Origin of the sequence: Taibaiella helva, from assembly GCF_003545695.1 — a bacterium.
Taxonomy (GTDB): Bacteria; Bacteroidota; Bacteroidia; order Chitinophagales; family Chitinophagaceae; genus Taibaiella; species Taibaiella helva.
The window spans coordinates 249,431-267,467 of record NZ_QUZZ01000006.1 but is presented as its reverse complement, the minus strand read 5'-3'; the positions used below and the strand labels follow the sequence as shown (position 1 = coordinate 267,467).

Sequence of the window (18,037 nt, the reverse complement as noted above, 5' to 3'; positions counted from 1 at the left end):
TCTGTACAGCAGCTTATGCTGCAAGAAAGGAGAAGTCAAGTTTTTAAACTTGACTTCTCTTGTGTATCTTACCGTACGATCCGCTCCCACTCGGGATGGCGCTTAATATAGCTGAGCACGAAGGGGCAGAGCGGGATGATCTTTTGCTGGGCGGCTTCGATATAGCTCAGTGTTTTCTGTACCAGGGCCGATCCAACACCTTTTCCTTCCAGCGCCTCGGGCACCTCGGTGTGGGTAAGCGCCAGCGCATCGCGGTGCGGCTCATAGGCGATAAAGGCAATATGCCCGTCGACGTTCAGCTCGAATTGCTGTGCCTCCTTGTTGTCTTTCAAAGGAAGGTCTTTGATCTCTGTTGGCATGATCAATATTGTGCTTTTTTGTTCAGACAGTGAAGCTACGAAATATCGGCATTAAGCCAGGGTGCCGAATTTGCCGGACTGGAAATCCTGGATCGCCTCGACGATCTCCTGCTGGGTATTCATCACGAAGGGACCATAGCTGGCGATCGGCTCGTCGATGGGCATGCCGCTCATAAGCAGCACAACGCTGTTCTTTGCCGCTTCAATGGCGATATCTTCGCCTTCGTTCCTGAATAAAGTAAAGCTATGCTCGGCAGCAGTGGTACCATTGATGTTCACCTCCCCTTCGATCACAAGGGCAGCCGTATTGTGGGCCGCCGGTAGTGCGGTGCTCAGCTTGCCCCCGGCATTCAGCTTGATGTCGAACAGGTTTACGTCGGTGAAGGTACGGGCAGGCCCTTTGGCACCGTTAAAGCTGCCGGCGATCACATTCACGATCCCGGCCTCATCGGGCAGCTGCACTTTTGCAATATCGGCTGCAGTGAGCGATTGATAACCGGGCTGCGCTCCTTTGTCTTTGGCCGGCAGGTTTACCCACAGCTGCACCATTTCGAAAGGTCCGCCGTTACAGGCAAACTCCTGCTCATGGTATTCCTTGTGCAGGATACCAGACCCGGCTGTCATCCATTGTACATCGCCGGGATAGATAACACCGCTGTTGCCGGCACTGTCGTGGTGGGCCACGCTGCCTTTGTAGGCAATGGTTACCGTTTCGAAACCTTTATGCGGGTGAACATCTACGCCCCGCTGATGCTCCGATTTGCCAAAGTCATAAGCCGGGTTGAAGTCCAGCATCAGGAAAGGGCTGAGCCGCCGCTGCAGGTTATATTGGCCGGGAATGTAGTTGTACACCCGGAAGCCATCGCCGACCATGCCGAATTGCGGCGGGCGGCTGAATACTTTTTCTATGGACTTGTTCATGAAGAATCTCCTTTGTCTTTTAATAAAGCAAAGGTACGGCTGCCCTTATCCCTTGGGAAATGATCTAGGTTAAGTCCGGGCGCTAATAGCGTATAACCATAATCTATCCTTTAGCGGTGGCCGGCTGGTTAAGCATACGGCTCAGGAACTCGGGGGTAACGCCGATATAAGCCGCGACTTGCTTTTGCGGCAGCTCGCGGATCAGGCTGGGGTAGGCTTTGCAGAAGTTCTCATAACGCTCGCGCGCCGAAAGGCTGAGGTTGTCCAGCAAGCGATTCTGGTAGGTAACCACTGAACGCTCGAGCAGCAGCCGGAAGTGCCGCTCCAACCCCGGGAGCTCATCATAAAGCCGGTCCAGGTCGCTGCGGCTGATCTGCAGGAAGGTGCTGGCCTGTATGGCGTCGATAATGAGCTTGCCCGGCGCCTGGTCGAGCAGGCTTTGCATATCGGCGATCCACCAGCCAGCAGGCGCAAACTGAAGAATATGCTCAAAGCCATTATGGTCGATCGCATAGCTGCGCAGGCAACCCGAAGTCACAAAGACCTGGCTCTTCTGTACCTCCCCTTCATGATGCAGGAATTGCTTCGGCTTCAGCGAACGTTCCTGGAGCAGGCTGAGCAGCCGCTTTTCTTCCGCAGCGCTGAAGCTGAGATGACGGCCGATATGTTCCAGCAGCAAGTTATGAGCGGTAGACATAGTGCAGCGAAGATAGCAATTTCTATAGAGCCCAAATTGCCGGGCCGTGGTCGCCACGAATGAAAAAGGCGCTGCAAGCAGCGCCCGGTGATAGGACCTGGGGTTTTTATTGTTGCGGGCCGGGATTGTTATACCGCTTGTTCATTTCATATCCCAGCCGTTTTTGTTTGGCTACTCTTTTGCCGCGGAAGAACAGGTACAGGTTCAGGAACAGCATGATGCCCAGGTAGATGCTGAAACCGCCCACCTTGAAGCTGAGGGCTTCAATGGTCGTTTGGGTACTGCTCAGGGGTTCCCTGATCTTGAGGATATAGAGGGCGAAGCCGATATTGAGCAGGTAAAAGCCGATGCGGAACAGGGTGTTGGTGGCCAGCGCGATCTCTTCCCGGCCGTTGAAGATGTCTTTCATGAAGACGATGCTGTTGCGGAAGAGGCTGTGCGCTACGTACCAGGTAAGCCCCAACGCTATGGGCAGATAACAGAAATAGGCGATGACGATATACGCGATGTGCTCTGTGTTCATGACATGAAGAATTAAGAAGTGAAATGATGATGTCTTTTAGAAAGAAAATAGATCAGCCCTATATTAAAATAATGCGTTACGGCCAGTATCAGGATCAGCAAGCCGAGGTGATGGCTGAGCGAAGCGACCAGTTGTGCTACCGAAAGCACGTGTTCCCAATTCTTTAGCCGCAGCAGGGCATAGCCGGTATTGAACAGGTAATAGGCCAGCAGCAGGATGTTGTTGATGGTATCGGTCGATTCCGCATCGCCACGGTATAGCTTCAGGATAAAAATCCTTCCGTTGCGGTGGCACATCCGCCCTATCCAATAAATCAGGTAGAGGGTGATGGCGATGTAAATCGTATAGGCAAGCACATTGTTCATGATAGCCGTTTGAGTATGCTGTATCGTTTACTGGCTGCTGCGATACAAAGTTAATATTAATTTTTGGATTTTCAATAATTATTGAAAATAATGGAAAATAATATTTGCCGTTATGTCTCAAAAGCAATGGAAGGTACAACCATATAAATGCGATAACTTTGCTGGTTCATATCAATCGTGCGCAGGCCTTGGACCAGAAAGTTTTGCTGATTACACCACCGTTTACCCAACTCAATACGCCTTACCCGGCTACGGCTTACCTGAAAGGTTTCCTGAACACACAGGGCATACCCGCCTGTCAGGCAGACTTGGGTATGGAGGTGATCCTGGCCCTGTTTTCACCGGCCGGGCTGGAACGCCTGTTCGCTGCCGTAGCGAAAAGCCCGGTCCGGCTTTCGGCCAATGCCCGGCGTATGGTGCAGCTGAAGGAAGCTTACTGCAGTACAATAGGACCGGTGATCGGCTTTTTGCAGGATAAAAATCCAACGCTGGCGCATTCGATCTGTACGGGCAATTATCTTCCCGAGGCCTCTCGCTTCAACCAGCTGGCCGACCTGGAATGGGCTTTCGGTACCATGGGTATTCGAGACAAGGCCCGGCATCTTGCGACTTTATACCTGGAAGATCTTTCCGATCTTATTGTCGAAGCCGTGGACCCGCATTTCGGCTTCAGCCGTTATGCCGAAAGGCTGGGGCGCTCTGCCGCTTCCTTCGACGAGCTGAACGAAGCCCTGCAGGGGCCCGATTCTTTTATCGATATCTTATTGCTGGAGCGCCTTTCGGAACGTATCGCTATCGAAAGCCCTACATTGGTCGCCCTGTCGGTACCCTTCCCGGGCAACCTGTATAGCGCTTTTAAATGTGGCCAGTGGATCAAAAAGCATCGTCCCGGGATCAAAGTATGCCTGGGCGGCGGCTATGCCAATACCGAGCTGCGCAGCCTCAGCGATCCCAGGGTGTTTGATTATATCGATTACATTACCCTTGATGACGGCGAAACGCCTATACTGAACCTGATGGAGCACCTGGAAGGCAAGCGGCCCGTGGATTTCCTCAAGCGAACCTTTCTACGGCTGGATCATGAAGTGGTATATTGCAATGCTTCGCTTCAGGCCGACTATAAGCAGAAAGATGTAGGCACGCCCGATTATTCCGATCTGCGGCTGGACGAATACCTCTCGGTGATCGAGATAGCCAACCCCATGCACCGTCTCTGGAGCGACGGGCGCTGGAATAAGCTAACGCTTGCTCATGGCTGCTACTGGGGCAAGTGTACCTTCTGCGACATCTCGCTCGACTATATCCGCACCTATGAAGCCACCACGGCTAAAGTGCTGGTCGATCGTATCGAAACTATTATGCAGCAAACGGGGCAGAACGGTTTCCACTTTGTAGATGAAGCTGCACCGCCTGCACTAATGCGCGAGGTAGCCCTGGAGCTGCTGCGCCGTAAGCTGACGGTAACCTGGTGGACCAATATCCGTTTTGAAAAAAGCTTTACGGCCGACCTGTGCCGGCTCCTGGCCGCCTCGGGTTGTATCGCCGTTTCCGGCGGGCTGGAAGTTGCTTCCGACCGCCTGCTCGGGCTGATCAGAAAGGGGGTTACCGTAGCGCAGGTAGCTAAGGTGGCCGCCAGCTTTACCGATGCCGGCATTATGGTGCACGCTTATCTCATGTATGGCTTCCCCACGCAAACGGCCCAGGAAACGATCGATGCGCTGGAAGTGGTAAGGCAGCTGTTTGCGCTGGGCATTGTACAATCGGGCTTCTGGCATCAGTTTGCTATGACCGCCCACAGCCCTGTAGGTATGGACCCTGCCTTGTTCAAAGTAAAGAAGGTAACCGAAGCTATAGGCGCATTTGCGCATAACGATATTGAGCATACCGATCCCACTGGCGCCGATCACGAACGGTTCAGCGCGGGACTGCGCAAATCCCTGTTCAACTATATGCATGGGATCTGCTTCGATTTCCCCCTGCAGGAATGGTTCGATTTCAAAGTACCGCAAACGCGTATACCGGCCGATCATATCGAGCATGCGCTGCTGCATTACCCCGAAAGGGAGCTGAAGCCGGAAGCCAAGATCGTATGGCTCGGCGATAAGCCTGTATTGGAGCAGCAGCAACGGAAGAAAAAAGGGCGGAGCTTTACGGTAACGCAGCTGATCGTCTATACCCGGCGCGAGGAGCTGAAGATCGCAGTAAGTGAGCAGGACGGCGCCTGGCTGGAAAGCCGGTTGCCCTTATTGCAGCCGGCGTCGGATAAAGTGTGGACTTATGCGGCGCTCGCAGAAGACTATGCCACTGCTACAGGACAGGATTTTGAAGCACTGTGGCAGGGACCGGCCATGGACGAGCTGCGCGAGCTGGGACTGCTCGTTTTATAACCGGCTGTAAAAGCCATTGGCCTTCGCTGAACGAAGGCCAATGCCGGCTGGGAGCCCGGAAAGCAATTAAGCTTCTTTCTCGCTGTTCTTGAGTTCGGTCACCTGGTTGCGGATTTCCTGGGCCAGGGCTTTTATCTGCTGCATGCCGCCGCGCAGACGGGTACCGGCAACTTTGCTCCCTTTGTTATAGAATTTGTCGGCGTCGGCTTCGATGGTAGCGAGCAGCTCCTTCAATTGATTGAATTTCTCCATTTTTTATCGATTTAGTGCTGCAAATATAGAATTCTGCACGAAATGGCCCCGGAATTTAATTTTCCCTTAAGTCCGCTCCGGCTGAAGGCGGGACCGAAGCGTTAAAAGTAGGCGGCGCAGGCAACCTTTGAAGTTGCATTTTTGTTACCCTGCAAACACAATCGAACGCCACATGCTTTCCCTCAAAGAAATAGAGCACCTGATCTACAAAGATGCCGCGCACACCATCGAAAACCCCGGATGGGTGGAGCAGTTCTACGAGCTGTGGCTGGAGCGTTACCATGCGCTCAATATCGTCAAATCGCCGCAGCAGGTGATCCGGCCGGGCAGGGAGCTGCTGCTGGCGCTGCTGCGTGATTACCGTTTCGACGAGATACACCTGTTCAAGATCCACGACGGGGCCAATGTTTATGCACTGCTGCAGGATAAGGGAGAGGGTTATTGGGCTTACCAGTTTGTGATCATCTACCAGGACCAGCCCGATAAGGTGGTACAATGCTGCCAGACCGTCGAAGAGCTCAAAGCATTTTTTCATCATAAGGAGCCTATACTGGAAATACCCCTGCCGCATGACCGGAAATATGTAGAAGATTAAAAGGGTATCTTTGAGCGATGAAAGATATTTTCTCTTCAACGGCACCCGTTTACGCTTTAAACCGGCCCGGTTACCCTAAAGCTTTGTTTGATTACCTCGAATCGGCATGTTCCCGGCGGGAATGTGCCTGGGACTGTGCTACAGGCAACGGACAGATTGCAGGCGGTTTGTCCGCTTTTTTTAAGGAGGTAAGGGCTACGGATATCAGCGAGCAGCAGATGGCCCATGCATATAAAGCACCCAATATTATCTATAGTAAAGAGGCAGCGGAACAATCATCATTTGCCGATCATATTTTCGACCTGGTCATCGTTGCCCAGGCAATCCATTGGTTTCAATTCGATGCTTTTTATAAGGAGGTCAGGCGTACCTTGAGACCCGACGGACTTTTCGTGGTTGCCGGTTACAATATGGCCGTGATCACACCCGCAGTCGATAAAATACTCGCAGATTTCCAGGACCAGGTAGTAGGTCCTTACTGGGATCCGGAGCGTGTATATATTGATGAGCACTACCAGACCATTCCTTTTCCTTTCCGGGAGCAGGAAACGCCTTCGCTGGTCTATGAAGATCGCTGGAGCCTGGAGCGGCTGTGTGGCTATATTGAAAGCTGGTCGGCCACACAGCATTATATCAAGGCTATGGGAACCGATCCTGTGCCGCAACTGATGGAGACCCTGCGGCCGGTCTGGGGTGAAGCCCCGCTACCCTTGTTTTTCCCGGTGCTGCTACGGGCCGGCCGTAAATGATCCTTTTATTAAAAAAGGCCGAACCCCTTTCCCGGTACGTCCCGGGCAGATTATCTTTACTTGTCTCAATTTATTGTTCATTAAAAAAATAACGCCAAATGAAACGCAAAGCATCAGCGGTATGGAATGGCTCCGGTAAGGAAGGCCAGGGAGCGCTCACCACGCAAAGCACTGTATTGAATAATACACAATATTCTTTTAAGACCAGGTTTGAAGATGGTGTAGGCACCAACCCTGAGGAGCTGGTGGCAGCTGCGCATGCCGGTTGCTTCACCATGCAGCTGACCTTCAATATCGATGGAGCAGGCTTTACTGCCACTGATATCCATACCGACTGCGAGATCACTTTTGAAAACGGTACGATCACGCGCTCGCACCTGACAGTTCAGGCTCGTGTGGACGGGATCAGCCAGGAAAAATTTGATGAGCTGGTCGCTCATGCCGAGAAGAACTGTCCCATTTCCAAGCTGCTGAATACAGAAATATCCGTAACAGCGACCTTGAACTGATCTGACCATTTATTAGGAAAAGCCGGCTTATGCAGCCGGCTTTTTTATTTGCAAAATGAGAGAATTAAAAATGATTGTTTATTGCATTTTTTATGTTCTATTTCTAGAATTAGTTCTGTTTATTCCATTTTTGAACTTATTTTTGGCTTAATAGTCGCATTTTTTATGCTTTGGCATGCTTTTTGTTTTGATTTAATCGGTGCATCATTAGTTTGGTGTTGGTTTATTGGTTTGAGCCCTCTTGTTTAAGAGGGCTTTACCTTTAGCCTTGCTCTGGTGGTTTAGAGACTGTCCCGGAATTTGTTTCAGGTGGCGTCATATTATTATACTGGGGCGGAAGCACGGTCACCTCTTTTTCAATCTCTTTCTGCTCTATATGAACAGCATAGGACGCCGGTTCGATATGTCGTCCCTTATACTCGGCAAATACCCGGGTAAACTCGGCGCCGATATACAGAATGGCTGCTGTATAATACACCCATACCAGGATGACAATAAGCGAGCCGGCAGCGCCGAAAGTGGAACCGGTGCCGGTAGTAGCAATGTAAAGCCCGATAAGAAAGCGTCCCAGCATAAAGAGGCAGGCCGTGAAAAAGGCGCCGGTGCGTACATCACGCCATCGGATATGCACATCGGGGAGTACTTTAAAGATAGCGCCGAAGAGGATGGTGATCACCAGGAAGCTGACCAGGGTGTTGATCACATCGGCCAGGAACAGCGTGATCTGGGGCAGCACGCGGGCCAGCCGGTCGGTAAGGGCTACCAACGCGCCATTGATGATGAGCGAAACTGCCAGCAGGAAGCCCAGGCTCACAATAAGCGAAGAGGAAAGCAGGCGGTCTTTCAGTATCTTAAGCCAGCCCCTCTTTGGTTTGGCTTTAACCTTCCATATGATATTGATCGAATCCTGCACCTCGCCGAAAACACTGGTGGCGCCGATGAGCAGGGTGATCACACCGATGACAAAAGCCGGTTTGCTTTTACCCGAAAGCTCGATCGCTTTGATCATATCCTGGATCTGCCTGGCGGCATCGCTGCCGATGAGGCCGTGAAGCTCCTGGAATACGCGGCCCTGTATGGCATCCCTGCCGAGGAAAATGCCGGCCAGGGAGATAAGCAGCAACAGCAACGGCGCCAGTGCAAACACGGTATAATAAGCAAGGGCTGCACTTAGCTTTAATCCTTTATCGTTCAGGAAACCGTTAAAGGTGTTTTGTGCAATGAGAATAAAGGGCCGTTTCAGTAGTTTTTCCAGGAATGGCTTCATAGGCTGTTTGTCCTGTACAAAGGCTTTGTCTGACCGATACAACAACATGCCTCCCGATTTTGTTCTTTACAGCGGGCGGGATTGCCTTTTCAATGATCTCAAATCCATATTCAATGAATCACTTACGTACGTTGATAGCAGGACAGGTCCTGTTGTTCCTTACTGGCTGTTCCGGCGGTTCTTCCTCCGGGGGCGCCGGCGTCTCTTCCGCAGATTCGGCACAGGGCCGGGATAGCCTGCCCCAACCTTTTGCCACGGAGTCGGCCGTCAACCTGTCGAAGGTGATAGGCTGGCCCGACAGCCTGGCGCCCAAGGCTCCGGAAGGATTTACGGTAACGCGTTTTGCCAGCGGACTCAACAGCCCGCGCTGGATCTATGTTGCGCCCAACGGCGATATCCTGGTATCGGAAGCCCGCACCGGACGCCACCGCGGCATCGGCAGCAAAATGGTGTCTTCATCCCGGAATGTGAATGACGAAGATGGCGCCAACCGTATCCTGCTGTTCCGCGATACCGACAACGACGGCGTGCCCGATGTGACCAGCCATTTCCTTACGGAACTCAATCAGCCTTTCGGTATGCTCATCCTAGGCTCTTCTTTCTACGTGGCCAATACCGACGGTATATGGCAATACCCCTACAAAGAAGGCGATACGCGTATCAGCGGGCAGGGCAAAAAGATCGTCAGCCTGCCTGCAGGCGGCTATAACAACCACTGGACACGCAACATCATTACCAATGAAGCGAAAGACAGGCTTTATATATCGGTAGGGTCGGGCAGCAATGTGGCCGAACATGGCATGGATAACGAAGTGCGGCGTGCCAATATCCTGGTCACAGATCCCGATGGCGGCAATGAACGGATCTACGCTTCGGGGCTGCGCAACCCTGTGGGCATGGATTGGGCGCCGGGCACGCAAACCCTGTGGACAGCAGTGAATGAACGGGATGAGCTGGGCGATGAGCTGGTGCCCGATTACCTGACCAGCGTGAAGCCGGACGGCTTTTATGGATGGCCTTACGCTTACTGGGGCCAGCATCCCGACCCCCGTTTAAAGGGCGAGCATATGGAGCTGGTGCGCCGGACCTTAACACCTGATGTGAACCTGGGCGCACATACCGCATCGTTGGGCCTGGCATTCAATAAAGGAAAATCGTTCCCCGAAGCCTATACCGGCGGCGCCTTCATAGGGCAGCATGGCTCCTGGAACCGCTCCGAGCTGTCTGGCTATAAAGTAGTGTATGTGCCTTTTAAGAATGGTAAGCCCAACGGTAAGCCGCAGGATTTTCTCACCGGTTTTATTGTAAAGCCCGGGGAAAGTGAGGTATATGGCCGTCCTGTAGGCGTGGCCTTTACCCGGAACGGCTATATGCTGGTTGCCGACGATGGCGCCAACATCATCTGGTGTGTACGCGCTAATCCTGTACGTAAATGATCTTTTCCCGACTTGCATTCCTGTTGCCGGCTTGTATGCTGTATCTGTTGCCGGCATTGGCGCAGGACACGACGAAAGCGCTGGATGAAGTGACCATACAGGCTTACGGCCTTGCGACCCCGGGTCTGCGCGTAGCCGCACCCATTGAACGCATCCCTGCGGGGAGCGGAGGGCAGTTTGCTCCAGCCTCTGCAGTGCCGGTGGTGAACAGCCTGGCCGGGATACGCCTGGAAGAGCGATCGCCGGGGAGCTACCGGCTGAGCATAAGAGGCAGTTCCCTGCGTTCGCCTTTTGGTGTACGCAATGTAAAAGTATACCTGGGTGGCATTCCCTTCACCGACCCTGGCGGCGTAAGCTATCTTAACCAGCTGGGGCCGCTGCAATTTTCCGGCGCTACTTTTATCAAGGGGCCGGGAAGCAGCATGTATGGCGCCGGCACCGGCGGTGTGCTGCTGCTGGAGCCGCCTGCAGCCGACACTACGGGCATTGCGGCAGGCTATAGCTACGGTAGCTACCGGCAACATACACTGCTGGCCGACTTGCGCTGGCATAGCCGGCAGGCAGATCAGGCGCTCTCTTACCAGCAAATGACAGGACGGGGTTACCGAGAGCAGTCGGCGCTGGACCGCAAGCTCCTTCAATGGAACGGCAGGTACCGCATCGGCGGGCGACAGGAACTGTTTGCTATACTGTTGCTGGGAAAGCTGCATTATGAAACGCCGGGCGGATTGACGAAGGAAGAATATGATCGTGATCCTGCCGCTGCAAGGCCTGCAGGTAACGGCTTTCCCTCGGCGGTTGCCGCAGGGGCGGCCATCCGCCAGCAGATGGCCTGGTTGGGTGTCGGCTTGAAAACGGCTATGGGAAAGGGTTTCCGGAACCAGACCGGTGCGGGGCTGGCGTATACCGGCTTAACCAATCCTGCCATACGCAACTACGCGGTTACCACCCAGCCTCAGGCCGGTATCCGTTCGGTGCTCAGCTATGAGCGGGAAGCAGGCGCATGGCTGCTGAGGGCCAATGCCGGTGTTGAAGGGCAGAGCGGCTGGTCGGAGGTGCAGGTCTATGCCAACAAAGAAGGACAAAAAGGGCTGCAGCAGCGCCGGGAGCAGATCCGCGCGATGCAGGGCGCCGCCTTCATACAGTCGGCGCTGACTTCTGGCGATTGGGAGCTGGTGCTGGGACTGAGCCTGAATGCGGTGAAGATCCGCTATGCGCAATCACTCCCGCTGGCGACAGGCACTCTGGACCGTAGCTTTAAGCCGCAGCTGATACCAAGAGCCGTTCTTTCCAGGGCATTGGGCAAACGGGCCTTTTTATATGCTTCATTTTCCAGGGGCTTTTCACCACCCGTCACCGAGGAGCTGCTGCCCAGCGGTACAACCTTCAACAGCTTGCTGCAGCCCGAAACCGGGCAGAACTATGAGCTAGGCTTCCGGTACCGGCCTTTGCCGCGGCTTATGGCCGTACTCAATGCCTATTACTTCCGGTTGCAACATACTATTGTCCAGAGAAGGGATGCCGGCGGTGGCGATTACTATATCAACGCCGGGGGAACCCGTCAACCCGGTATAGAGGCCACACTAAGCTATGAAGCTGGCCGGCCTGAAGATTGCGCCTGGTCTTTGCGCGGCAGCTATGCTTTCCAGCCCTATCGCTATGCCGGTTTTGTGAGAGGGCAGGAGGATTATTCCGGGAAAGCCTTGCCCGGCCTGGCTAAGCACAATCTCTACACCGGAGCGGAGCTTAACTTTTTGCGGCACTTTGTGGTGGCCGCTCACTATTATTACAGCAGCGCCCTGCCACTGGATGATGCCAATACCGTTTATGGTGATCCGGTGCACCTGGTTTCGGCCAGGGCCGGCTATCGGCTGTCGAAGGGGCGCTTCCTCATCAGCGTTTTTACCGGCGCCGATAACCTGCTGGACCGCAGGTACAGCCTGGGCTATGATATCAATGCTGCGGGCGGACGCTATTATAATGCAGCACCCCGCCGTAATTATTACCTGCAGCTGCTGCTGTCGCGATAGTGCAGAAAAGACCGGCAATTACCGGTCTTTTTCAGAATGGGTGGCATCATTTCCGGCGCCGTTGGTCATCTCGTTCAAATGAAATATAGACCCACAATCAGGATCAGACCTGTAAAAGATAAAAGCAAGGTAGTGTACTTTAACGGGAACAACGCCATCAGCGTAATGCCCAGGGTAAGATCCAGCGTTTCGTGGATCTTACGGCCTATATAGCGGAGCAAGCCATGACGGTAGTCGGTAAAAATAGAATACAGTACAAGACCGGACCCTGCAACCATAATGACAGCAAGCATCCTTATATTGGCATCGCTGACAAAGAACCAGGGAAGCGTCACCAGCAGGAAGCCGGCAAAAAAATCAACTAAGCCATTCATTTGGTTTTCCCCGAAACCCAGGGGGGCAAGCAATTTAGTCACAATCGTTTTCATATGATGCATTGATTAAGGGGCTGGTTACGCGAATCCCTTTTAAAATTATCTAATGAAAATATTGTGCCAAAACCTTTTCACGATAGCAGCCGTCGCGGGGCGATCGTGGCTAATCCTTTGCTGTATTGGTTTTCGGGCTTTTGTAAACTTAATATTAATCATTTCTATGCAGCGGTGACGTCTTAAAGGATATGTTCATCTGGGGAAGGACAAAGAAAGCGGGGAGAGATTTCCCCGCTTTGTTACTGCTATATCCGAGGGAATATGGTTTATACTCCCGCGCTGCTGTGAATGCCTTCGGCAATTTCTTCGATCATTTTCCGGTTGAAGGCCGGCAAGTCGTCGGGTTTGCGGCTGGTGACCAAACCCCGGTCAACAACAACCTCGCGATCGGTCCAGTGCACACCGGCATTTTCCAGGTCGGTCTTTAACGAAGGGTAGGAGGTCATCTCCCTGCCTTTAAGCATGCCGGTCTCGATCAGGGTTTGCGGGCCGTGACAGATGGCGGCAATCGGCTTGCCCTGTTCAAAGAACCTGGCGGCAAAGTTTACTGCGTCCTTGTTCAGGCGCAGCTTGTCGGGATTCATTACGCCGCCGGGCAGCATCAGGGCATCGTAATCGTCTGCATTCACCTCTTTCAGCGTGCGGTCTACCGCAACATTGGTACCCCAGTCTTTTTCTTTCCAGGCGCGGATCTTGCCTGCTTCAGGAGCAATCACTTCTACTTTCGCGCCTGCTTCTTCGAGCGCCTTTTTCGGTTCGGTCAGCTCTACTTCCTCAAAGCCGTGGGTAGAGAGGATCGCCACTTTCTTATTGCTTAGCTTAGCCATGATTGTTTCGTTTTTGTACGGTTAAAAGAATGGATGGTTTAAGTCAACAAAAAGCCGCGGATGTAGTTTGTAAGAAAATGTTGAATTGGCCGTGCCCCTGAAGGGGAACAGCTGCAAAGGCTTCAGGCCCATACTTTAACCACAAACAGCTGCCGCGCCGGCATAAACATTATCTTAGCATCCTTATACACATTGACATGGCAAAGGAACACGCGACAGACTATATGCGATTGATGCAGAAGATGACGGATGTCATTGCGCACGATATCCGCAATCCCCTGAACAATATCCTGCTGTCGACGGCCCAGTTCAAGCTGGAACAGCTGCCTGATAAAGAGGACACGGCTTTTTATGTCGATATTATCGAACGCAATTGTGACCGTATCCATGCGCTGCTGGCCGAAATCGCCGGGGTGATCCACCAGCAGGGGCTTACACCGGACACTTTCGATATTACGGAAATGATCAAAGAGTTGATCGAAGAGCAGGCGGAACGCCTGTCGCTGAAGCAGGTGGTTTGCGAAACAGCAATCAATGAAGTGATCATATGCCGGTTTGACCGTGAAAAGATGAAGTCGGCGCTGGCCGGCCTGGTAGACAATGCGCTGGACGCCATGAGCAGCGGTGGCACCTTGCAGATCGAGGCGCGCGAGAAAGGCGAAGAGATCAGTATACTCGTAGGCGATTCCGGCGAAGGGATCAGTCCGGAAGTTTTACCGCATATCTTCGCGCCCTTTTTTACAACGCGTCAGCGACACCGGGGCCTGGGATTGAGCTGGGTGAAAAACGTAATGGATGCGCACCAGGGAAGGGTGGCAGTCGAAACGGGTAAAACAGGCTCGCGCTTCACTTTGCACTTTCCGCAGGCGCTGCCGGAATAGGCGCTTGCGGAAAATGCAGGCCTATGTAAGGACGGTCTTTATTTCTTGCTGGGCTGCTGCATCGAACGCAGCTTGTTGTACAGGGTCTTGCGGTCGATATTGAGGATCTCCGCTGCTTTGGTCTTATTGAATTTGACCTGCTGCAGCACTTCCATGATGCGCTTCTGCTCTCCCTGTATCGCTGCACTTTTCAGGCTGGACCCGTTCTCGGAAAGCTCATCCATGCCGTTGTCCGGATTGTGCTGTGGTGCGAACTGGCTCATGTTTTTGGAATTAAGCAGCTCCAGGGGCAGGGCCTTTTGTGAAATCTCCTTGCCTTCGGGTGTTAGCAGGCAAGCCCTGCGGATCACATTTTTCAGCTCCCGTATATTTCCCGGCCATTTATAGGCCAGCAATAATTCCCATACCGGCGATGAAATGCCTGCGATCGGCTTGTTCAGCTCTTTGCTGGCAGTAGCCAGGAAGGTATTGACAAACAGTGGAAGATCGGCTTCCCGGTCGCGCAGGGCGGGCACTTTCAAGGTAAATTCATTCAGCCGGTGGTAGAGGTCTTCGCGGAAAGTCTTGTTCAGCACGCTTTCATAAAGATTCTCATTGGAGGCAACGATAATGCGGATGTCGACCTTAATGGTCTTTACGCCGCCGACCTTGCGCACTGATTTTTCCTGCAGCGCACGCAGCAGGTACACCTGCACTTCGTAAGAAAGATTTCCAATTTCATCAAGGAAGATCGTACCGCCTTCGGCCTGTTCAAAAGCGCCTTCCTTGGTGTGCAGCGCGCCGGTAAAGGCGCCCTTCTCATGGCCGAAAAGCTCGCTGGCGGCCAGCTCTTTGGACAAGCTGCCGCAGTCGATGGCAATAAAAGGTCCGTTCCTGCGATTGCTTTTCTGGTGGATCAGGTGCGCGAGGGCTTCTTTTCCTGTTCCCGTTTCTCCGTGCAGGATCACGCTGTAATCGGTAAGCGCTACCAGGTTGACGTGCTCAAACAAATGGCGGGAGGCTTCGCTTTCACCGATCACATAACCATCCTCTGAGGCGGCAGGCAATGTTCCGGCGCCATTCTCCAGCGTTTTAACCTCTGCTGAATTGCGTGCAGAGGCCGGCGTATTACCATCTTCGATTGCATTGTGAATGATCTTGAGGATCTCGTCGGGATATAAAGGTTTGGATAAGTAGTGATAAGCGCCATTCTTGATCAGGTCTACCGCAACCCGTACATCGGCATAACCGGTAATAAAGATGACGATGATGCCCGGGTACAAAGGTTGTATCTTCTCAAAAAGTTCTTTCCCGGTAATATCCTGCAGGTGATAGTCGCAAAGCATGATGTCGTACGACTCGTTCTTAAGCATGCGCAACGCTTCAGCGCCCGAAGTGCTGCTTTGGGCGTGGTAGCCGTTTTTGCTCAGGAAGCGGGTCAGCAGTGTGCAAACAGACAGCTCATCATCTACAATCAGGATTTTCTTCATACAGGGCCGGGAGTTGTGTTTGTTGATTGGGATTTCAAATATACTGTAAAATTATGGAATTGCCTTCGTGAACTAATTATAAATGAAAGGGTTGCTTCGTTTGAATGCCCTTGCTGTAAAGGGTTTTAGCGGTTTGCCTCTAACTACTCTTCCGGCATTTTAACTCGGGAATGACATTTGTGCAACATTTATTTCTGAAGTGGTTGAGCAGCGCTTTGTCCGGCCCGGTTGTCCACCGCAAAATTGTAGATCATCATTTTCGCTTTTGGGTACACCGCCATAAGAGGAGACTTTGCCCGGCTCATTTAAACAAGCTTGCATCTGAATTTAAATTGAATCGGGGAAAAGAGGGAAAAGAAGGTGGCCTCTGTGCTTTGGCCCGGGCCACAGTCAGGATAAGGGTTCCAGTATCGCTGCGGTGGTACCGGCGATTTCTTCTGATTCCGGCATCAGCTTTTCTGCCAGGATACGGATCAGGCGCTGGGCGTATTCTACCGGTACTGCACTGGGCGCTTTGGCCCTGGGTAGCAGCTTTTCGGTATAGATCACCTTATTGAAACGGACGATCGCGGCATAGGAAGGCTCATAGAGATGCCCGGCATTGGCGGCGCAGCCGTTGATGGCCAGGCCGATATCGCTATTGAATTTCAAGGCCGCCTTCCTGGCCATTTCTATTGTGCGCGACAGGTTGATTTCATTCCTGCCGGCAGGATCGATAGGTGCCACACCAAGCTGTTCGCTTAGCTGCTCGTTGCCGAAAGTGGTTATGCCACCCTGGAAATATTCGCCGGCTTGTTCTATACTGCCCAGGAGCATCTGCAGGCAGCCGGAAGTAATGTTCTCGGCCACGGCAATACTTTCATAATGGTAAACGCAATAGTCTTTAATGGAGCGGATCAGCTGTTTCATGTCGGTCGTAATTGATTTGCGAGGTGCTTACAGGTATAATCCAAAAATGATTCCTAAATCGCTCGCTGGCGGCGTCGGTCGGCGGATATTTTTATGTTGTTGCCTATTGTGCTGACAAGCATTGTCTTACATGCCGCCGATATCCCTGTTTAATAATGGCGCAGTAAAGTATTGCCCCTGCTGGAATTTTGCGGCTTTCCCCGATCCGGGCAATTTATTGCCCATTTGTTACCGGCTTTCCCATCCGGGCATTTCTTGCCGGAGTCAATTGTTCAGATAAGTCGCGGGATACCGGTGCTGTTGAAGCAATGTAGCGCTGTTCCACAGACTGTGGCATCGTATAGTTTGTCGTGAGTAGCTTATAATCAAGGGCAAGCTGTTCCGGCATGATTTTCGGAACGCAATAAAAGTAGGGAAAGGCTTTTCAGAACGACCCTGGAGTCATGGCAATGTCTGATGCTGGCTTTGATCACCTTGAGCTATTGGGTGGAAATGGCGGAGGAATTAGAAACGGCAATAGCGTAGCCCGACTGGGTAGAAGCCTGCTGGTGCTGCTTAAGTTGCCGATGTATCCGAAATAAGCCCGCTTGCGCGGCTTTGTTCAGGAACCGCCATAGCCCGTAACGACCTGCTCAAATTCTTTAAGGTCAAATGGCTTTTTGATATAAGTATCGGCGCCGGCTTCCCTGGCCAAAGATTCCACATCCCTGTTTGCCGAAAAGTAAATGACTGGTATATGCCTGAGGTCGTCGGTAGCTTTAAGCTGCCGCGTAGCGATAATGCCGCCGTCTTCCGGTATCCAGTTGTCCATCAGGATCACATTGGGCTGCTCCTGGCGTACCCGGGCGACGATATTGTTACAGTGCGATGAGGAGCTGACTTCCCATCCCAGCCTTTTAAAGATAAAAGTGCAGATGGACAGGATATCCTTGTCATCGTCGAAGATCATCAGTTTATTGGGCATTGTTTGTCTTTTTCGTCTGATCAGGAAAGAGCGGAAGCGTAAACCGGAAGGTGCTGCCTTTAGTCAGCCCGCTTTCTGATGGGGTATCATGCGGCAGGCGTTTTCGATACATCGTATAAACCTGCCAGTATATCTGAGGCGGAAAACTGTCAGCCCGTGTAGCTGCTCATTTCTGCTTTCCTGTTTTCAGCAGCCGCTTTCCGTTCCCGTACTTGCCGGACGTGTATAGCTGTATCATCCTGTCGAAGCCCGATATGCTCTTTCATTGCTGATGACCCAAAGGATCTCCGGCGGCCAATAGCGGGCAAGATAGCATATTAATCTCAGCGGCAAAGTCTTCGTTGTTAAAATTGTGTGTGTCAATTTAAGAGCCTGGGCGTGTCATGGCCCGCCGATTTATTGTACCTTGCGTGTAAATATTCCATTAACCATATAAAGAGCGCTGTATTTCAGGTATAAAAGATAA

Annotated in this window: 19 protein-coding genes; 7 read left to right on the top strand and 12 right to left on the bottom strand. The window is 52.4% G+C overall.

Features of this window, described 5'->3' with window-relative positions:
* Positions 1-68: 68 nt before the first annotated feature.
* The 5 genes from DZC79_RS11575 to DZC79_RS11555 form a co-directional block, all read right to left on the bottom strand.
* Complete coding sequence (locus DZC79_RS11575; protein ID WP_118951822.1) at positions 69-359, bottom strand: GNAT family N-acetyltransferase; 291 nt, start codon at positions 357-359, stop codon at positions 69-71.
* Between the two features lie 51 nt (positions 360-410).
* Positions 411-1,280, bottom strand: a complete 870-nt coding sequence (locus DZC79_RS11570) for a pirin family protein (protein WP_118951743.1) — start codon at positions 1,278-1,280, stop codon at positions 411-413.
* Between the two features lie 103 nt (positions 1,281-1,383).
* Entirely contained in the window at positions 1,384-1,977 is a 594-nt protein-coding gene (locus DZC79_RS11565) for a Crp/Fnr family transcriptional regulator (RefSeq protein WP_118951742.1), read from the bottom strand.
* 106 nt (positions 1,978-2,083) lie between these two features.
* On the bottom strand, positions 2,084-2,500 hold the full coding sequence (locus DZC79_RS11560) for a hypothetical protein (RefSeq protein ID WP_118951741.1): 417 nt from the start codon (positions 2,498-2,500) through the stop codon (positions 2,084-2,086).
* An 11-nt stretch (positions 2,501-2,511) separates the two neighbouring features.
* Positions 2,512-2,865, bottom strand: coding sequence for a hypothetical protein (locus tag DZC79_RS11555; protein ID WP_118951740.1), 354 nt, complete (start codon positions 2,863-2,865; stop codon positions 2,512-2,514).
* A 158-nt stretch (positions 2,866-3,023) separates the two neighbouring features.
* Here DZC79_RS11555 and DZC79_RS11550 point away from each other — a divergent pair, with 158 nt between their 5' ends.
* Positions 3,024-5,252, top strand: a complete 2,229-nt coding sequence (locus tag DZC79_RS11550) for a B12-binding domain-containing radical SAM protein (RefSeq protein WP_198666861.1) — start codon at positions 3,024-3,026, stop codon at positions 5,250-5,252.
* 66 nt (positions 5,253-5,318) lie between these two features.
* Here the strand turns inward: DZC79_RS11550 and DZC79_RS11545 are convergent, their stop codons facing one another.
* Complete coding sequence (locus DZC79_RS11545) at positions 5,319-5,504, bottom strand: histone H1 (RefSeq protein ID WP_118951738.1); 186 nt, start codon at positions 5,502-5,504, stop codon at positions 5,319-5,321.
* 172 nt (positions 5,505-5,676) lie between these two features.
* Here DZC79_RS11545 and DZC79_RS11540 point away from each other — a divergent pair, with 172 nt between their 5' ends.
* The 3 genes from DZC79_RS11540 (at position 5,677) to DZC79_RS11530 (ending at position 7,357) form a co-directional block, all read left to right on the top strand.
* On the top strand, positions 5,677-6,099 hold the full coding sequence (locus DZC79_RS11540; RefSeq protein WP_118951737.1) for a hypothetical protein: 423 nt from the start codon (positions 5,677-5,679) through the stop codon (positions 6,097-6,099).
* 17 nt (positions 6,100-6,116) lie between these two features.
* Entirely contained in the window at positions 6,117-6,848 is a 732-nt protein-coding gene (locus tag DZC79_RS11535) for a class I SAM-dependent methyltransferase (protein WP_118951736.1), read from the top strand.
* Positions 6,849-6,946: 98 nt separating this feature from the next.
* Complete coding sequence (locus DZC79_RS11530) at positions 6,947-7,357, top strand: OsmC family protein (RefSeq protein ID WP_118951735.1); 411 nt, start codon at positions 6,947-6,949, stop codon at positions 7,355-7,357.
* 262 nt (positions 7,358-7,619) lie between these two features.
* Here DZC79_RS11530 and DZC79_RS11525 read toward each other — a convergent pair whose 3' ends face one another.
* A complete protein-coding gene (locus tag DZC79_RS11525) occupies positions 7,620-8,624 on the bottom strand; it encodes a YihY/virulence factor BrkB family protein (RefSeq protein ID WP_118951734.1) in 1,005 nt (334 codons plus the stop codon).
* Positions 8,625-8,737: 113 nt separating this feature from the next.
* Here DZC79_RS11525 and DZC79_RS11520 point away from each other — a divergent pair, with 113 nt between their 5' ends.
* Together DZC79_RS11520 and DZC79_RS11515 are read left to right on the top strand one after the other, a co-directional pair.
* Positions 8,738-10,060, top strand: coding sequence for a PQQ-dependent sugar dehydrogenase (locus DZC79_RS11520; RefSeq protein WP_118951733.1), 1,323 nt, complete (start codon positions 8,738-8,740; stop codon positions 10,058-10,060).
* A gap of 35 nt (positions 10,061-10,095) precedes the next feature.
* Entirely contained in the window at positions 10,096-12,090 is a 1,995-nt protein-coding gene (locus DZC79_RS11515) for a TonB-dependent receptor (RefSeq protein WP_198666860.1), read from the top strand.
* A 74-nt stretch (positions 12,091-12,164) separates the two neighbouring features.
* On the opposite strand, the gene DZC79_RS11510 is transcribed toward DZC79_RS11515, so the two are convergent.
* The gene (locus DZC79_RS11510; protein ID WP_157977085.1) at positions 12,165-12,518 is read right to left on the bottom strand and encodes a hypothetical protein; all 354 of its coding nucleotides are present in this window, start codon (positions 12,516-12,518) and stop codon (positions 12,165-12,167) included.
* 269 nt (positions 12,519-12,787) lie between these two features.
* Positions 12,788-13,348 carry a type 1 glutamine amidotransferase domain-containing protein gene (locus DZC79_RS11505; protein ID WP_118951730.1) on the bottom strand — a complete coding sequence of 187 codons (561 nt, stop codon included), beginning with the start codon at positions 13,346-13,348 and terminating at the stop codon, positions 12,788-12,790.
* 197 nt (positions 13,349-13,545) lie between these two features.
* Between DZC79_RS11505 and DZC79_RS11500 the strand changes: the two genes are divergently transcribed.
* Positions 13,546-14,229 (top strand): sensor histidine kinase, encoded by a 684-nt coding sequence (locus DZC79_RS11500; RefSeq protein ID WP_118951729.1) that lies wholly within the window; start codon positions 13,546-13,548, stop codon positions 14,227-14,229.
* Positions 14,230-14,267: 38 nt separating this feature from the next.
* Here the strand turns inward: DZC79_RS11500 and DZC79_RS11495 are convergent, their stop codons facing one another.
* The 3 genes from DZC79_RS11495 to DZC79_RS11485 form a co-directional block, all read right to left on the bottom strand.
* A complete protein-coding gene (locus DZC79_RS11495) occupies positions 14,268-15,698 on the bottom strand; it encodes a sigma-54-dependent transcriptional regulator (RefSeq protein ID WP_118951728.1) in 1,431 nt (476 codons plus the stop codon).
* Between the two features lie 390 nt (positions 15,699-16,088).
* Complete coding sequence (locus DZC79_RS11490) at positions 16,089-16,607, bottom strand: CinA family protein (RefSeq protein ID WP_118951727.1); 519 nt, start codon at positions 16,605-16,607, stop codon at positions 16,089-16,091.
* A 601-nt stretch (positions 16,608-17,208) separates the two neighbouring features.
* On the bottom strand, positions 17,209-17,571 hold the full coding sequence (locus DZC79_RS11485) for a response regulator (protein ID WP_118951726.1): 363 nt from the start codon (positions 17,569-17,571) through the stop codon (positions 17,209-17,211).
* Positions 17,572-18,037 lie beyond the last annotated feature (466 nt).

Bases quoted from the DNA above. Each gene is read 5' to 3' on its own strand.
- DZC79_RS11575 (WP_118951822.1), bottom strand. From the start codon at position 359: ATGCCAACAGAGATCAAAGACCTTCCTTTGAAAGACAACAAGGAGGCA.
- DZC79_RS11505 (WP_118951730.1), bottom strand. From the start codon at position 13,348: ATGGCTAAGCTAAGCAATAAGAAAGTGGCGATCCTCTCTACCCACGGC.
- DZC79_RS11530 (WP_118951735.1), top strand. From the start codon at position 6,947: ATGAAACGCAAAGCATCAGCGGTATGGAATGGCTCCGGTAAGGAAGGC.
- DZC79_RS11540 (WP_118951737.1), top strand. From the start codon at position 5,677: ATGCTTTCCCTCAAAGAAATAGAGCACCTGATCTACAAAGATGCCGCG.
- DZC79_RS11565 (WP_118951742.1), bottom strand. From the start codon at position 1,977: ATGTCTACCGCTCATAACTTGCTGCTGGAACATATCGGCCGTCATCTC.
- DZC79_RS11500 (WP_118951729.1), top strand. From the start codon at position 13,546: ATGGCAAAGGAACACGCGACAGACTATATGCGATTGATGCAGAAGATG.
- DZC79_RS11495 (WP_118951728.1), bottom strand. From the start codon at position 15,698: ATGAAGAAAATCCTGATTGTAGATGATGAGCTGTCTGTTTGCACACTG.
- DZC79_RS11525 (WP_118951734.1), bottom strand. From the start codon at position 8,624: ATGAAGCCATTCCTGGAAAAACTACTGAAACGGCCCTTTATTCTCATT.
- DZC79_RS11485 (WP_118951726.1), bottom strand. From the start codon at position 17,571: ATGCCCAATAAACTGATGATCTTCGACGATGACAAGGATATCCTGTCC.
- DZC79_RS11560 (WP_118951741.1), bottom strand. From the start codon at position 2,500: ATGAACACAGAGCACATCGCGTATATCGTCATCGCCTATTTCTGTTAT.
- DZC79_RS11570 (WP_118951743.1), bottom strand. From the start codon at position 1,280: ATGAACAAGTCCATAGAAAAAGTATTCAGCCGCCCGCCGCAATTCGGC.
- DZC79_RS11490 (WP_118951727.1), bottom strand. From the start codon at position 16,607: ATGAAACAGCTGATCCGCTCCATTAAAGACTATTGCGTTTACCATTAT.
- DZC79_RS11510 (WP_157977085.1), bottom strand. From the start codon at position 12,518: ATGAAAACGATTGTGACTAAATTGCTTGCCCCCCTGGGTTTCGGGGAA.
- DZC79_RS11515 (WP_198666860.1), top strand. From the start codon at position 10,096: ATGCTGTATCTGTTGCCGGCATTGGCGCAGGACACGACGAAAGCGCTG.
- DZC79_RS11520 (WP_118951733.1), top strand. From the start codon at position 8,738: ATGAATCACTTACGTACGTTGATAGCAGGACAGGTCCTGTTGTTCCTT.
- DZC79_RS11545 (WP_118951738.1), bottom strand. From the start codon at position 5,504: ATGGAGAAATTCAATCAATTGAAGGAGCTGCTCGCTACCATCGAAGCC.
- DZC79_RS11535 (WP_118951736.1), top strand. From the start codon at position 6,117: ATGAAAGATATTTTCTCTTCAACGGCACCCGTTTACGCTTTAAACCGG.
- DZC79_RS11555 (WP_118951740.1), bottom strand. From the start codon at position 2,865: ATGAACAATGTGCTTGCCTATACGATTTACATCGCCATCACCCTCTAC.